Annotated in this window: 15 protein-coding genes; all 15 read left to right on the top strand. The window is 34.6% G+C overall.

Annotated features, from left to right (window positions below):
- Positions 1–18 precede the first annotated feature (18 nt).
- The gene (locus tag Q5O86_RS07695; RefSeq protein WP_302626556.1) at positions 19–2,517 is read left to right on the top strand and encodes a glycoside hydrolase family 64 protein; all 2,499 of its coding nucleotides are present in this window, start codon (positions 19–21) and stop codon (positions 2,515–2,517) included.
- Between the two features lie 166 nt (positions 2,518–2,683).
- Positions 2,684–3,205 (top strand): hypothetical protein, encoded by a 522-nt coding sequence (locus Q5O86_RS07700; protein ID WP_302626557.1) that lies wholly within the window; start codon positions 2,684–2,686, stop codon positions 3,203–3,205.
- Positions 3,206–3,217: 12 nt separating this feature from the next.
- Positions 3,218–3,967 carry a DeoR/GlpR family DNA-binding transcription regulator gene (locus tag Q5O86_RS07705; RefSeq protein ID WP_302626558.1) on the top strand — a complete coding sequence of 250 codons (750 nt, stop codon included), beginning with the start codon at positions 3,218–3,220 and terminating at the stop codon, positions 3,965–3,967.
- 18 nt (positions 3,968–3,985) lie between these two features.
- Positions 3,986–4,729: a tRNA threonylcarbamoyladenosine dehydratase gene (locus Q5O86_RS07710; RefSeq protein ID WP_302626559.1), complete on the top strand. Its 744-nt coding sequence runs from the start codon at positions 3,986–3,988 to the stop codon at positions 4,727–4,729.
- Positions 4,730–4,871: 142 nt separating this feature from the next.
- A complete protein-coding gene (locus Q5O86_RS07715; protein WP_302626560.1) occupies positions 4,872–5,393 on the top strand; it encodes an RNA polymerase sigma factor in 522 nt (173 codons plus the stop codon).
- 2 nt (positions 5,394–5,395) lie between these two features.
- On the top strand, positions 5,396–6,133 hold the full coding sequence (locus tag Q5O86_RS07720; RefSeq protein ID WP_302626561.1) for a hypothetical protein: 738 nt from the start codon (positions 5,396–5,398) through the stop codon (positions 6,131–6,133).
- Complete coding sequence (locus Q5O86_RS07725) at positions 6,134–7,027, top strand: hypothetical protein (RefSeq protein WP_302626562.1); 894 nt, start codon at positions 6,134–6,136, stop codon at positions 7,025–7,027.
- A gap of 1 nt (position 7,028) precedes the next feature.
- Entirely contained in the window at positions 7,029–8,495 is a 1,467-nt protein-coding gene (locus tag Q5O86_RS07730) for a serpin family protein (RefSeq protein ID WP_302626563.1), read from the top strand.
- Between the two features lie 152 nt (positions 8,496–8,647).
- Complete coding sequence (locus Q5O86_RS07735; RefSeq protein WP_302626564.1) at positions 8,648–9,088, top strand: hypothetical protein; 441 nt, start codon at positions 8,648–8,650, stop codon at positions 9,086–9,088.
- Positions 9,088–10,047 (top strand): hypothetical protein, encoded by a 960-nt coding sequence (locus Q5O86_RS07740; RefSeq protein WP_302626565.1) that lies wholly within the window; start codon positions 9,088–9,090, stop codon positions 10,045–10,047. Before Q5O86_RS07735 ends, Q5O86_RS07740 begins: the two co-directional genes overlap by 1 nt.
- A 71-nt stretch (positions 10,048–10,118) precedes the next feature.
- Positions 10,119–11,003 carry a diadenylate cyclase CdaA gene (gene cdaA, locus Q5O86_RS07745; RefSeq protein ID WP_302626566.1) on the top strand — a complete coding sequence of 295 codons (885 nt, stop codon included), beginning with the start codon at positions 10,119–10,121 and terminating at the stop codon, positions 11,001–11,003.
- Positions 10,978–12,231, top strand: a complete 1,254-nt coding sequence (locus Q5O86_RS07750; protein WP_302626567.1) for a YbbR-like domain-containing protein — start codon at positions 10,978–10,980, stop codon at positions 12,229–12,231. Before cdaA ends, Q5O86_RS07750 begins: the two co-directional genes overlap by 26 nt.
- 22 nt (positions 12,232–12,253) lie before the next feature.
- The gene (gene galE, locus Q5O86_RS07755) at positions 12,254–13,270 is read left to right on the top strand and encodes a UDP-glucose 4-epimerase GalE (RefSeq protein ID WP_302626568.1); all 1,017 of its coding nucleotides are present in this window, start codon (positions 12,254–12,256) and stop codon (positions 13,268–13,270) included.
- 25 nt (positions 13,271–13,295) lie between these two features.
- The gene (locus tag Q5O86_RS07760; RefSeq protein ID WP_302626569.1) at positions 13,296–14,618 is read left to right on the top strand and encodes an LCP family protein; all 1,323 of its coding nucleotides are present in this window, start codon (positions 13,296–13,298) and stop codon (positions 14,616–14,618) included.
- Between the two features lie 167 nt (positions 14,619–14,785).
- The gene (locus Q5O86_RS07765) at positions 14,786–16,315 is read left to right on the top strand and encodes a S1C family serine protease (protein WP_302626570.1); all 1,530 of its coding nucleotides are present in this window, start codon (positions 14,786–14,788) and stop codon (positions 16,313–16,315) included.
- Positions 16,316–16,392 lie beyond the last annotated feature (77 nt).

The raw sequence follows: 16,392 nt of genomic DNA on the forward strand, positions 1-16,392 counted from the left end.
ATTAAAGGAGAGTGTTTCATGGAAAGACAATTGGGAAGAATTGGAAAATACGTTTTATCTGTGTTAGTGCTTGTGATGATGATAGCGCAAAGCTTTTGCAATGTATCAGAAGTTAAAGCAGATGATAACGTAGGATTGGAAATTAATGGTTATCAGATTAGCACGAATTTAGAAGCGTTTAGAACAGTATATTCTGTCGTAGACCCTTCAGAAAAAGTGGCAGAAGTTGGTCTGATTTATGGTTTGACAGAACATATTACTGAGGCAGATATGGTAGTTGGAAGTACGAATAAAATGGTATATTCATTTGCTGCTACTAATGCCGGAAAATCAGAACTGTGTTATAGTGATTCAGAAAATGCGCAGACATATGTTTTGACAATGAAATTTGTAAAAAATGCAAAGTTTTTTAAAGATGCAATTAGTGTAAAACCATATGCAAAGTTAAAAGACGGAACATTAGTATATGGTAAGACAAGCTCAAATTCAGTATATAAGATAGCAGATACTTTATATCAGAAACAGCTTATGGGAAGCACGGCAAAACACGATTATCTTTTTGATAATATTTTGTCTGTTGTAAATCCATCATATCAGAAGAAGGATTTTTCAGGTTCATCATCTATTGTTAGACCAGGAACAGTAGGAGATAAAGAAACAACATCTAAGACTGAAAATCCGGAAACAACATCAAAATATGAAGATACTACAAACCATGCTGTTGATGGTTCATTAGAAAAACCTGTAGGACTTACATATGCGGGAAATGCAGATTTGCCATTCTATTTTGCATGGGCACCGGTAAATGGATGTGATTCTTTTGATGTTTATGTGAATGGAAAATATGTAACAAATGTGACTGGCACATCAGTAAACCTTGATGCATCTGTATTTACTAAGGGTGCAGGAGAGTACACAATTGGTGTTGGTGCAGTGTTTGGAAATAAAGTATCCGACGCAACAGTTATTCCGTTTACTTATACAGGAGAAGTAATAACAACAGAAAAACAGACAGAGGCACCTACACAGCCACAACAGCCGTCTACAACAAAGAACACACAACAGCCGGAGACATCAGCTGGTGGAACAGACTTTACAACAGATTCATCCATTCCAATGCCATTTGGTATGGATTTAAAATCAAATGAGAGTGGATATTTAACAGTTGTATGGGGACGTGGAGAAATCGACTGCTATAATGTTTATGTAGATGGAGAACGCAGACGTACAGGTGTTAAGGCATCATCCATTACAATGCCTGTATATTTTGAGGGAACACATACAGTAGCTATCGCAACTGTTGTAGATAAGAGAGAATCTAAGAGACTTGAAATGTCAATTGCCGTTAATGGTATTGGTGAAAAAGAGACAGAGCCGGAGACTTGTCCTCCAGAGTTACAGCCACAGCTTAGAAGTGACGTACCTTTAAGAGATGACAGAGTTTTGATACAGTTAAACAATAAGACAAATGGTAAATACTCAAACAACCAGGTATATTGGTGTATATTAGGATATAATGATGCAAAACAGCTTTGCTATATGGATAAGGATGGTAATTTAATTCCTGCTAACCTTGGAATGAACAACGTTAAGGTTGGCGATAGAATGGTAGCAAATGTTAGCCATACATTATCAGAGTCTGACCATGTATATGCACCTTCCATTGAATCTGGTAGAATGTACTTAAGTTATGAGAAACCAATTTATATTACATTCAATCAGGCGGCTGATGGAAGAATTGGTTTTGCAGGACCGGATTTAAATAATACATCTGACCCTAACGTAAACACATTATTTGAATTTGCAGAGTTTACAATTACCGGAAAGAACTATTGGGGTAATACAACACGAGTTGACTTCTTTAGTTTCCCAATGATTACAAGACTTGTTGGTCATACACAGTATGAGAAGTATGATAAGACGGTTGGTGATATTGGAACAAGAGATGAGATTTTTGCAAGCTTTAGAAATAATGCACCAGCGGCATTTAAACCTCTTGCAGACGGTAAGCGTATTATCTGTCCATGTAAATCAGTATTTAATGCTGGTCAGCCATATGCAAACTATTTTGATGGATATATTAATGAGTTCTGGGCAAAATATTCTAACGAAAATCTTGTATTTAACAGTGAAGCAGGTTCATTTACAGGTCGTGTAGTTGGAAACCGTATGCAGTTTACAAGAGCAGGCGACAGTACAATTTATTATATTGATAAGCCATCTACTCAGGATGTTTTGGAAGGAAAGGGTGCATTTGACAGAGGTAATTCAGTAGAGTTAGCAATCGAAGCACAGTTATGTGCAGCATTTAACAGAGGTGTTGCAACAGAACCTTCTAAATGGTATAAACCAAAAGAATATTACAAAAATTCAATTAACAACTATTACGCAGGATTCTTCCACAATCATTCTGTTGTAGGATTAGCTTATGGATTCTGTTACGATGATGTAAATGATCAGAGTACACTTCTTCAGTACGATAATGCAGATGCGCTTATTATTGATTTGAAGTGGTAATTAAATATAGGATATAATAAAAAATGGGTGCTCGGTATAAGCCGGGCATCCATTTTTTTATTTAAAAACTTAAAAATGCTTATTGACATACACATAATACTTATATATACTTGAAATACAAAGAAAACACTTATAAAGATGCAAGTAAATATAAGGAGGATGTACAATGACAAATTTTAAGTTAGAGAACGGAACTTTATTTATGGAAGATAGTAAAGAATATGTTATGATGGCAATGAATGAAAACTATAATGGAACGCTGAATTTTAAAGAACATGTGTCTCCATATTTAAGAAAAGAAATGATTGGTGACTATGAAATTGAGGCGAAGTTCACGCCAATGCATATGTCATTTAATGATTCTTATGGAATATATAGTTACTGTGGAGAAAATTATGTGTATATAGCATTACAGGCAGGGGGAGATAGAAATATAATTCAGTCTGGAAGCTGCGATTTTATGGAAACAGAAAATCCTTTGAAAAGTGTGGATAGTGAGAGTGTGTATTTAAGATTAAAAAAAGACGGTCATATTTATGAGACATTTTTTTCGATAGATGGACATGAGTTTATATCCTGCGGAAAAAATATATTAGATAGTGATTTCACAAGTCGCATAGGGTTTAAAATTTCGACATTTCAAGGGAGCGAATTTTATGTTAAAATATCAGAAATAAGAATTGATTAATAAGGAGACGATATGTTTCAGGAAGAACGTCTATACAAAATATTAGAATTGCTGGAAGAAAAACAGCGCATGACAACAAATGATATTGTTGAAGTTTTTGGGGTTTCCAGAGATACAGCACGTCGTGATATTGTAAGACTCACAAAAGAAGGAAGTGTCCTTCGTACACATGGTGGGATTACATTACCTAAGAAACGACGTATTGCTGAGTATTATGAGCTTAGAATTAATGACAAAGTTGAGGAAAAACAGAGGATAGCGAAAGCGGCTGCTAAGTTGATTCATAGTGAGGATGTTTGTTATTTTGAGGCTTCAACAGCAGTATTGCAGTTGTGTTATGTCTGTCCGCTTGACATTGAAGTGTTCTCTAATTCTCTTAATAATGTGGCAGTTCTGGACCAGAGAGAATGTCCGGTGCATATTATTGGAGGAAAACTGAATCATGAAAATAAGTTTATATATGGTTATGAAGCGCTGGAACAAATTGAAAGAACACATTATGATATTGCATTTTTGGGAGCGGATGGAATTATGCAGGACGGAATATATTCCTACAAGCAGGAGGATGCAGCAATGAAGCGTTCTATTACAAGAAATGCGGATAAAATATATTTGTTGACAGTTCATTCTAAGTTTTTTGAAAAAAGAAATTATAAATGTTGTTCTTTGGAGCAGATTGATGGAATTATTACAGACAAGAGTCCCGGGGAAGAAATAGAAGAAATGCTTAAGAACGCAGGAGTACAATTAATTTTGGTATAGGAGGCAACAGAAGGGTAAATGCTAAGTCAATTTTCAAGAACAGAACTTTTAATCGGCAGGGAAAACATGATACGTCTTAAAAATGCACGGGTTGCGGTTTTCGGTGTCGGAGGTGTTGGCGGATATACTGTGGAAGCGCTGGCGAGAAGTGGAATTGGTACATTGGATTTAATAGATAATGATAAGGTTTGTTTGACGAATATAAATCGTCAGATAATAGCTACCCAAAAGACTATTGGTCAATATAAGGTAGATGTGGCAAAAGAAAGAGTTCTTGATATTAATCCGGATGCGGTAGTTAATACATACAAAACCTTTTATATGCCGGATACTGCGGATGCGTTTGATTTTTCCCGGTATGATTATGTAGTAGATGCAATTGATACGGTGACCGGAAAGTTGAAATTGGTTGAAGAAGCGAAGAAAGCGGGAACGCCAATTATTTGTTCTATGGGGGCTGGTAATAAAATGGACCCGACTGCTTTCGAGGTGGAGGATATTTATAAAACATCGGTGTGCCCTTTGGCGAAAGTGATGCGGAGAGAATTGAAAAAGAGAGGAATAGAGAATCTAAAGGTCGTATATTCTAAGGAAAAACCTATAACTCCGATGAATGGTTGTGAGACAGGCGGTGTATGCTCGTCAGATGATACAACAAGTCATATACAAAAAAGGCAGGTTCCGGGAAGCAATGCGTTTGTACCTTCTGTTGTGGGACTGATTATCGGAGGGGAAGTAATAAAAGATTTGATAGAATGGTAATTAGAAAATTTCTAGCCGGAAAGAATGACTTTCGGTTAGAGATTTTTTGTTTTTATTTAACAATAATATTAAATTAAATAACATTTTAATAAAAAGCAGGATTAATAAAAGTAGAAGCAAAAGAAACGCTTTGGAGGAAAAGATGATAGCGCTATATTTATCACTTATCGATGAGGAGAATGAGAAGACAAGGTTTGAGAAAATTTATTATGGTTTCAAAAATTTAATGTATTACATAGCTTTTCAGGTATTGCAGGATGAGAGAGATTCAGAAGATGCAGTGCAGGAGGCCTTTTTGAGAATTGCAAGGAATATGGACAAGATAGATGATATTTTAAGTAAAGAAACAAAAAATTTTGTTGCCATCATTACGAAACGTGAAGCTATGAAGATATATAACAAAAAGAAAAAAAGGGACGAGGACTTTAGCGTAGACCTTAGCAGCTTAAAAAAGGAAAACAGCGACAAATTAGTAAATGAGGTTCAAAATGCAATAGAACAGTTACCGTATAAGTTTTCATCATTGTTGACTTTAAAATATGTCTTAGGATATTCAGGAAAAGAGATAGCAGAGATTACCGGTCTTAGTGAGACCAATGTCAGGCAGCAGCTGCTAAATGGCAGGAAAATGCTTTCACAAATTTTGGAGGAGGATAACCAGTGAAAATGAATAAGAATATTTTAGTGAAATCATTTATGGATAATACTTGTGACAGCATATTCATTCAGGCACTGAAGATGAATAATGATATTTTTATGGATGAGTTGCCGGATATAGTAGAAGCGCATAACTTTTCAGGAAGATTTGAACGGAAAATGAGACATCTGATTCGGGCAAATCATACATTTAACGGAAAGAGATGGTTAGAAATCTGTACAAGATATGTTACGGAAGCTGTTGCCGTAATTATATGTATTCTGATTGTCAATACCATATCTATTCAGGCACTTCACATAAATTTGTGGGAGGTCGTTGTAGATTCCACCGGAGATATGATAAATATAAGATTTCGTGATAATAAGGAGAGCGTTTCTGAAAAACAGGAAGTAGCCAAAAACAAAGAGAGTGAAAGTATTCATTTAAAAATTGGAAGTATTCCGGAGGGATACTCGCAGCAGGAGTTTTATTCAACAGATGAGCTTGTCGTACAGATATTGCAATCTGATTATGGAACAATAACATATACAGAAAGTCCGGTCACGAAGTCAGCCGATATTAATATTGCAAAAGGAAAAAGTGAAACAGAAATAATAGGGACAAGGGAAGTCACATTTGTTTCCGGAGAGAATAACATTACAGCTTTCTTTGCAGATGTAAAGTATTATCATATAGTAGAAATACAGGGACAGGATGCCGATAAAAAGACTGCGATAGAGATTGTTAAAAATTTGGAGGAACAATAGATGACAGTATATGAAACGAGACTTTTCAAAATACATTTTAAAATCCTTTATATTTTTATAATCATTTGTTTACTGCTGATGACAAATATAAATTCAGCAAAGGCGCAGGTGAAGATTCCGAAAGTAAGTGTACATTTGGAAAACACTAAGATAGATAAAAATTTGAGGGAGCCTGTTTTTAGAATTAGAAATCAATCTGACCAGAAAATCAGGGTAAAAAAGGTTGTTGTCGAGAGACAGATTGATGGAGAGTGGATTGAATTAGAGCGAAAGAAAAATGCATCCGTAAAAAGAAATATTTCGATAGAGCCTGCAAAGAAGGTGTATGACAGTATTTTGCTTAGTGACACTTATAAAATAAACAGGAATGAATTAATTTCCGGGAAATATCATATCAAGGTGGTTTATAAAACACAGGGGAAATATTATTTTCAATCGAAAGAATTTAATATTTTAGAAACCGGTAATACGGAAGAAGCCACAGGAACTGTGGATAAAAATATAGCCTGTACTTCTCCTTCAAAAAATGAGGTGATTACAAAAGGGAAAGAAATTGTATATTTAAAAGCTACCCATATTTTATTAAATAGTGATTTTTGTATTGATAAACATGGAAATGTTTCAGCTGTAGTATTTTCAGAAAATGATTATGAAACTGCCATAAAAACAAAAATGAAAATAAAGATTCAGAGGAAACATGGGAAAAAGTGGGTTACATATAAAAAATATAAGGTAGTTAAAAAAAGTAACATAGCTTATGCCAATAAAAAGTTTCAGTTGAGAAAGAGTGGAACTTATAGGATGAAAGTGGAAATCACGGTCTACCATAAAAAGCAAAAGAAACAAACGAAGGTCTATGTGTCGGGAAAACGAAGATTTAAAAGGAGGAAATAAAATGAAAAAGGTTCTTGTTATAATAATGACATTGGCGTTAATTGCCGCAAGTCTGTGCATAATGCCGGCAAATGCAGAAAATAATTTAAATAATAAAATTACGGGTATACGAGTCAATGCCCCAAAATCAAAAGCCAAAATCAGAATTAATAAAAAGAAAGCTACTATGTATGTAGGAAAAAAATTAAAATTAAAAATAAAAGGGATAAAGGCTAAAAAGGTAAAATGGTCAAGCTCAAATAAAAAAGTAGCTACAGTGAAAAAAGGTATTGTTAAGGCAAAAAAGAAAGGCAGAGTTATCATTACTGCGAAGGTAAAAGGAAAGAAGTATAAGTGTAAAATTAACGTAAAAAAGAAGAAAAATACAAGTTATATTGCCCTGCCTGCTTTAAAGGGAACCAAAATCGGACAAAGCATGTTAGACAGTTTGTATGACGGAAAAAATATTATCGTTAGTCCTCTCTCTCTCAAATATGCATTGGCAATGGCTGCCAATGGGGCAGACACAACTGCCAGAAAGGGGATTGAAAGATACTTAGATACGTCTGTAAAAGAATTAAACAATGATTTAAAAAGACAGATGGATGCCACAAAGAAAGACAGCATGTTTCATATTGCCAATAGTTTCTGGTATCGGGATAGTCTTACAATAGAGCCTCAGTATGAGAAAATGTTAAAAAACTGTTATTATGCAGATATAAATAAAGAAAAATTTAATGCGGAATTGGTTCCAAAAATAAACCAATGGGTATGTGATAATACGGATGGAATGATTAAAAAAATTATAGAGGAAATTGGAAGAGATGAGTATGCTTATTTGATAAATACTCTTTTGTTTAAAGGCAAATGGACGGAGCCTTTCAAACATGAGCTGACCTCTCCGGAAGTGTTTACAAAAGCAGATAATAAAAAGGTCAGAGTTGATATGATGGAAGATACAGTGTGGGATTATTACGAAAATAAGTATGCGACCGGTTTTGAAAAGACATATGGAAAAAATGAAGAATACTCGTTTGTGGCTGTTCTCCCAAAGAAAAAAGGGGATTTCAAACTTTCTCAACTGAATCTCAATGACTTTTTAAAAAGGAAGACAAATAAATATAAAGTATATATTTATCTTCCAAAGTTTGAGTACAGTTGGAAGGATTCTTTAAGCGAGCCGCTTCAAAAAACAGATGTAAAATATATTTTTGATGCACAAATAAATCCGTTGAAAAATATGTTTTGCAAGACGAATGCCAGTATCTATGTCAGTGATATATTACAGTCCTGTAGGATTATTATGGATGAAGATGGAACAAAAGCAGCAGCGGTCACGATAACAACGGTCAAGGCAACATCTGCACTGGGAGGAAAAACTAAAGTTAAGACGGTGAATCTAAACAGACCATTTGCTTATGTAATAAAAAACAATAAGACAAATGAAATTATGTTTATGGGAAAGGTATTAGACCCTACACAGAAATAAATTATTTATTATAGTAAAAAAGGTATTGTGCTTTAGGCATAATGCCTTTTTATTTTTATTACATTGCAAGGGGAAGTGGGTTATGATAGAATAATAAATAATTATGGGAATTTGTACCCTGGAACTTTTTATATGAAAAATAGGAGATTTATATGCTTAATAATGAAAAGATTATACTAATGACAAAGCTGTCATTATACGAGCAGAAAAATCAGAAAAAAGAAATCAAGACGGGTAAGTATTTTAAGAGTGATTACATGTTGTTAAAAATGCTAGGGTCATTTATCAGTGTGACCATAGGATATCTGTTATGTCTTGGAGTATGGTTTATGTACAGTTCAGACCAGGTTCTGGCAAATATGACAACTCTTGGAAGATTTACTGGTTTTATCGTTATTATTATCCTCATATATGTTATAGTAACAATAATTTATATGATTTTTAGCTATGCATTTTATTCGCATAGGTTTAGAACAATAAGAAAAAATCTTAAAGAATATAATGGCGATTTGAAGACACTACATAGGATACAGGAATTAGAGTATGATGCTATTATTGATGAGCTGGAAGAAGAGGGAGGCGAGGAAGAATAATGACAGGTTTAATAGAATTTAAGGAAAAATTAAAGAATTTTTATGCAGAGCATGAAATGTTTTTGAGACCGATTATAAAGTTTCTCGCTGCTTTTGTAGCGATGTTTCTCATAAAAAACAATATAGGATATATGGGATATATTAATACATGGCCGTTTATTATTGTTATTTCAATAATCTTTGCCTTTTTACCTTGGGGAGTCATTACATTATGTCTTGCGGCAGTTATTATTGCAAATGTATTTTCTTTATCGATGGAGCTTGCCTTATTAATGCTCGTTGTTATGTTGATTATGTTTTTATTTTTCTTTCGGTTTACACCGAGACAGGGAGTTTTATTGGTAATGATACCATTAGCTTTCTTTCTTAAAATACCGTATGTTGTGCCAATTATAGTTGGACTTATCTGTACTCCGACGGCAATTGTTTCTGTCAGCTTTGGAACAATAATATATTATATGATTTATGTAATAAGCGAAAATGATACTGCCATATCTAATATTTCAGGTGGGGGAACCAGTGCTGCGAGCATAAATTCCATTATTAATATGATGAGTAATAATAAAGGAATGGTTTTGACGGTGGTTGCATTTGCCGTAACGATTATTGTTGTATATATTATCAGACGTTCTTCTGTAAATAATGCATGGTCGATTGCTATTATAGTTGGCGGAATTGTAGATTTAGTTATTACAATTGTTGGAAGTATGATTTTGAACACAGAAAATTCAATTTTATGGATTATTATAGGCACGGTACTGTCAATAATAATATCAGCTATATTGCAGTTTTTTGTATTTTCAGTTGATTACTCCAGGACAGAGCATACACAGTTTGAAGATGATGAATATTATTATTATGTAAAAGCTGTACCAAAAATTAATGTGACAGCACCGGAAATGAATGTGAAAAGAATAAACGCCCAGAGAAGAAGAAAAGTTCAGGCAAAAAGAAAATAATATAAATTATTGAAATAAATCGTAAATCTGTTTCGTATAAATTAAAATAGTAAGAAGAAAGGAGAGTCAGGATGAGCACCGTATTAAACTATATTCAAAATTTCATAGAGAAATATTTGACAATACCGGATATCTATATGAGTGATTTTATTGAGATTATAGTTATCGCTGTATTGATTTATTATATTATACTCTGGTTCAAAAAGAGCAGAGCATGGGTTTTGCTTAGAGGTATTCTTGTTCTTGTTCTATTTATGGTTGTCGCATCGCTGTTTCACCTGACGACTCTTTTATGGATTATAAACAAAACACTAAGCGCAGGAATTATTGCTCTTGTAATTATATTTCAGCCGGAGCTTAGAAGAGCTTTGGAGGAGCTTGGAAAGAAAAATGTATTATATAAGGTAATGAAAATTGGAAGCAGTTTGTCCAACGAGAGATTTAGTGATAAGTCAGTTGAAGAAATCACCAGAGCGACACTTGAAATGGCAAAAGCTAAGACAGGAGCGCTTATGGTTATTTCACAGGAGCATGATTTGGGGCAGTATATTGAAACAGGAATTAGGTTGGATGCCAAGATTACAAGCCAGCTGTTGATTAATATTTTTGAAAAAAATACACCGTTACATGATGGTGCTGTAATTATTGAGGGGGATGAGATTATCTCAGCCACATGTTATATACCGTTGTCGGACAGTACGTCTTTGAGCAAAGAACTGGGTACGAGGCATAGAGCGGGGCTTGGTTTAAGCGAGGTGACAGACAGTATTATAATTATAGTATCAGAAGAGACGGGAAGTATTTCTATTGCCAGAGAAGGAAAACTAATTCGATATGCCGATGCTGCAATTTTAAAAAATGAATTGACAAAAGCACAGGCAAAGGAAGAAGTAAAACCTAAAAAGAGGTTTTGGAAAGGAAGGAACCGCAATGAAAAAAGCCATGATGAAAATTAAGGCATCGCTTACAAACAACGTAGGGATTAAGATTATTGCGGTTATTATTGCTACGCTTATCTGGCTTACAGTTGTAAATATAAGCGACCCCGAAAAAACTATAGTAATATATAATATTCCTATAACAATTACGCATGAGAATGCCATAACCGATATGAATATGGTTTATAATGTAGATAGAGATGCAAGCGTGAATATTACTGTATCAGGAAAACGTTCTATAGTAAGCAGGCTCTCGGCAGATGATTTCAAGGCAACAGCATCTTTAAAGGAATTGTCAAAAGTTAATTCTGTGCCGGTGGAAATCGTTGCAAAACAAAATTCTATAGGAAGAAAGGTGACAATAGAAAAACAATCCATTCAGACATTAGAGATTGGTGTGGAGGAAATTAAAAAGCAGACCTTTTCCATACAGGCTGAGTATATTGGAAATGTTGCAGAGGGATATGTCACAGGTGATTATACTTTATCCAGAAACAATGTTACGATTGAGGCGCCGGAATCGATACTTGACAGAATCGACAGGGTTGTTGCACAGTGTGATGTAGATGGCGAGACTGATGATTTCACGAAAAAAAGTGCCATTGTCTTATATGATAAACATGGAAGACAGGTGAAATCAAATGACATCACAATTTCAGCAAAGACTATAAAGGTTTCTGTAATAGTTTTGAAAGAGAAGGAAGTTCCAATTGTTGTTAATAATATTAGCTCGCCTTTGAGTGGATATCATGTGGAATCAGTTGAGACTAAGCCGGAAAATGTAATATTGATTGGAAAAAAAGAGCAGATTGATGGCATTGAATCTATTATAGTTGCGGATACTATAGATATTACCGATAAAGCAAAGGATACCTTAGAAAAGATTGATATAAAAAAATATCTTCCCGAGGGTGTTTCTGTTCGCGGAGATAGTCTGATTGAAGTCCGGATTCAAATTAATAAGCTCGTAACAAAGAAATTTACTATTGATACAGATGATATTGTAATAGAAGATTTGAATCGTGACTATGAAGTGACATTCAGTAATAAGTCAGTCTCTGCACAACTGCAGGGTGAAGATAAAATCATGAAGAATATTTCTTCAAAGGATATTCGTGCAAGTATTGATATAAAAAATTATAAAGAGGGAACAGAAACGGTTGATGTATCTGTTGTCGTTCCGGATGGAACGGTATTGTTGAATAACATCACGGTTAAGGTTAAAATTAAGAAAAAGAAAAAGTAATTATATTTAGGAGGAATGCATTATGAGTACCATTTTAGTAACAGGTGGAGCAGGTTATATCGGCAGCCATACATGTGTTGAATTATTAGAGTCAGGATATGATGTGGTCGTTGTTGATAATCTGTGCAATTCGTCAAAAGAGTCATTAAAGAGAGTAGAGAAAATAACAGGAAAAGGCGTAAAGTTTTATGAGGCTGACATCGCAGATAAGACAGCTATGAGCAAAATTTTTGAGGAGAATAATATATTTGGCGTCATTCATTTTGCGGGACTGAAAGCGGTTGGAGAATCTGTTGAAAAGCCTTTGGAATATTATAAAAACAATATATCAGGAACTCTTTCTATGTGTGAAGTGATGCGTGAATATAATGTAAAAAATATTATATTTAGTTCCTCTGCAACTGTTTATGGTGACCCTGAGACTGTTCCGATTACAGAAGAATGTCCAAAAGGTCAATGTACTAATCCATATGGATGGACAAAGTCAATGTTAGAGCAGATGTTAATGGACATACAGAAGGCTGACAACGAATGGAATGTTATTTTACTTCGTTACTTTAACCCGATTGGGGCACACAAGAGTGGGGTGATGGGAGAAGACCCTAATGGCATACCGAATAATTTAATGCCTTATGTCATGAAGGTTGCTATTGGACAACTTCCAAAGGTAAACGTATTTGGTAATGATTATTCTACACCGGATGGAACAGGTGTCAGAGATTATATTCATGTTGTTGATTTGGCAGTTGGACATGTCAAGGCAATAAAGAAAATCGAAGAAAATCCGGGAGTAAAGATTTATAATCTGGGAACAGGAAAAGGATATAGTGTCCTTGATGTTATCAACAATGTAAGCAAGGCGGTTGGAAAAGATATTCCTTATGTGATTGCAGAAAGAAGAGCCGGAGATATTGCCGAATGTTATGCGGACCCGGCATTGGCAAAAAAAGAGTTGGGATGGGAAGCCAAAAATGGAATCAAAGAAATGTGTGAAGATTCATGGAATTGGCAGAAAAACAATCCGAACGGATACAGATAAGCAATAAACATGATTGGAGAAAACCATGAGTTCTAAGAAGATAAAGACACCGGAAAAGCAGTTGAAAACAATAAAAATATGGAAAAGAATTATTACAACAATTGAAGTGATTTTTGGAGTATTATTGATTGCAATGGCAATAATTTTATTTGTTCCAAACGTGAAAGCTGAACTAATTAAGGGAATGGCATCTACACCGATAGGGCAGAAGATTATTTCCTGGTTTGGCAGTGAGGCTTATGCACAAAGTGTATTTGATTCTAATTTCGATATGAGTAAATTAATCAAAAATGAATTAAAATATAATTATTCAGAAGAATATACGACATTTGTACTATTTGGAGTGGACTCCAGAGAGGGAGAAGTGGAGGCTTCCAATAGTGATTCTATATTGATTGTCAATATCCATAATACAACAGGTGAAGTAAAAATGGCTTCTGTTTACAGAGATACCATGCTTGGCATATATGATAAAGAAGGAAATTTAAATAAGTATTTTAAGATAAATTCAGCCTATGCAGGAGGTGGACCGGAAGCTGCCATCAATACATTAAATAAAAATCTGGATTTGGATATTCAGGATTATGTGACTGTAAATTTTTCAGGGGTTGCAGAAATTATCAATCAGCTGGGAGGTATTACAGTTAACCTGACGGATGATGAACTTTCTCAATTAAATCGTCATTTAAAGAGTACGCTCAGTTCTACAGGACAGTATACGCCGCAGGTCAAGAAAAGTGGAAAAAATATAAAGTTGAATGGTCTTCAGGCTACTACTTATTGTAGAATTAGAAAAGCTACATTTTATGACCCGGACACAGGTGATGCAATTAGTGATGATTTTGGGCGTGCTGCCAGACAGAGACTGGTTATGATGAAACTGGTAGAGAAAGCAAAAAAAGCGGGATTGTCAGAGCTGCAGGGAATGGTGCAGGCTGTAATGAATGACAATTCAGATGGGAATCGAATTATATCTACAAGTTTTACTTTCGACGAAATTATAAATCTTATACCAGTAATCTTTGATTTTGAGTTGAGTGGAAGTCAGGGATTTCCATCTGAACTTACAACGGGGACATATGATACTGTAAGTTTTGTTGTCGCAAGGGGATTATCCCATAATGTCTCTGAACTTCACAAGTTCTTTTATGGAGAAGAAAATTATCAGCCAACAGATAATGTGCTGTCCGTAGAAAATTATGTAGCGGGATATACAGGAATAACAGCAGATTCTAATGGTTTTAATCCTACACAGGCCGGTCAGAATACAACAGAGCCGGATACGACAACGAAAGCGGATGACACGAATTATGATTATGATGATAAAGGGAAAAGTGATTTTTATTAAATTAGATTCATATTTAATTGTCACAGGGCATACTAATATTGTATGCCCTGTAGTACGTTCACAAATTACTTACTTTTTAACAGTTAAAACACAGAATAATCACATATAAACATTAAACTCTAGTTATAAAATAAATCAAGTAAAGTTTGTTGAAAGGAGATATATTCATGATAGACAATGAAAATACAAATGGATTTAATATAAATCCGGAAGATAACGATGAAACAAATGGACAAGTAAATCAAACAGAAAATAATTCTAGTGAGGATAATAATAGTTTTGAAAACCAAAACAGATATGAAAATTTTGATAATAGATATTATTCTCAGAACAATTATTCGTCAAATAACAATGGTGGACAAAACTATAATCAGATGAATGACTATAATAATGGAAATAATAAAAATAAAAACAAGCTGCCTATTATTATTGCTATCGCTTGTGCAACAGTTTTAGTGATGATTTCCGGTATAGTTGGCATTTTTACTATCATTGGGAAAAATTCGGGTGGTTCAGATTTAAAAAATATGTTATCAAATAAAGAAACAACAGAAAGTACAGAGAAGTATGATGATATTGGTTCTACGAATATCAGCAGTGGTTCTTCTAGTGGTGGGGTAACAGTTACAGACGTTTCAGGTGTTGTGAGTAACGCAATGCCATCGGTTGTTGCTATTACCAGTAAGACATTAATAGAGTCCAAAGGATACAGTTCCATTTTTGATGAATATTTCGGTGGTGGAAGAGGTGGAAATCAGACTTATGAGCAGGAGGCAGCAGGTTCAGGAATTATTGTGGACCAGACAGACACAGAACTTTTGATTGTTACAAACAATCACGTTGTAGAAGGTTCTGACAGCCTTAAAATACAGTTTGATGGCATGAAAACAGAAGATGCAGTCGATGGATATATTAAAGGGACAGATGCAAATGCTGATGTTGCAGTTGTGGCAGTAAAGCTAAAAGATATCTCGAGTGGGACATTGGAAACAATTAAAAAGGCGACTATAGGTGATTCAGATAAAGTAAGCGTAGGAGAGGGTGTTATTGCGATAGGAAATGCTCTTGGATATGGACAATCCGTAACAACAGGTGTTATCAGTGCAAAAGACAGAGAGGTAACTATCGAAGAAAAGACGATGAAACTTCTTCAGACAGATGCTGCTATCAATGGTGGTAACAGTGGTGGAGCTTTACTGAATGCAAAGGGTGAAGTTATTGGAATTAATGTTGCAAAATATTCGTCTGATGGAACAACCAGTGCGAGTGTAGAAGGCATGGGATTTGCAATTCCTATTTCTTCTGTAAAGAATATTATTAGTAATCTTGAAACAAAACAGACAAGAACAAAAGTAAGCGAAGAAGAACAGGGATATTTGGGTATCAGCAGTAAGTATGATGTTTCTGCACAGATTTCAGAAATGTATGGTATGCCAACCGGTGTTTATATTTATGAGACTGTAAAAAATGGTCCGGCAGATAAAGCAGGAATACAGGCAGGAGATATTCTCACAGAGTTTGATGGTCAGCAGATATCCTCATATGATACGTTAAAGAGTGCAATGGCATACTATAAAGCAGGAGAAAAAGTAAAAGTAAAAATTGCTTATGCTGAGGGGAGAGAATATAAGCAAAAAGAAGTAACGGTTACATTGGGAACGGCAAAAGATGTAAGTGTAAATACGCAGAATAAATAATTTAAAAAAATTTAAATTTAGGTTTTTCCATTCCAAAATATAAAAGGAGTCCTATGCTCAATGTTTTATCATTGCAT

Origin of the sequence: uncultured Eubacterium sp., from assembly GCF_937958975.1 — a bacterium.
Taxonomy (GTDB): Bacteria; Bacillota; Clostridia; order Lachnospirales; family Lachnospiraceae; genus Eubacterium_G.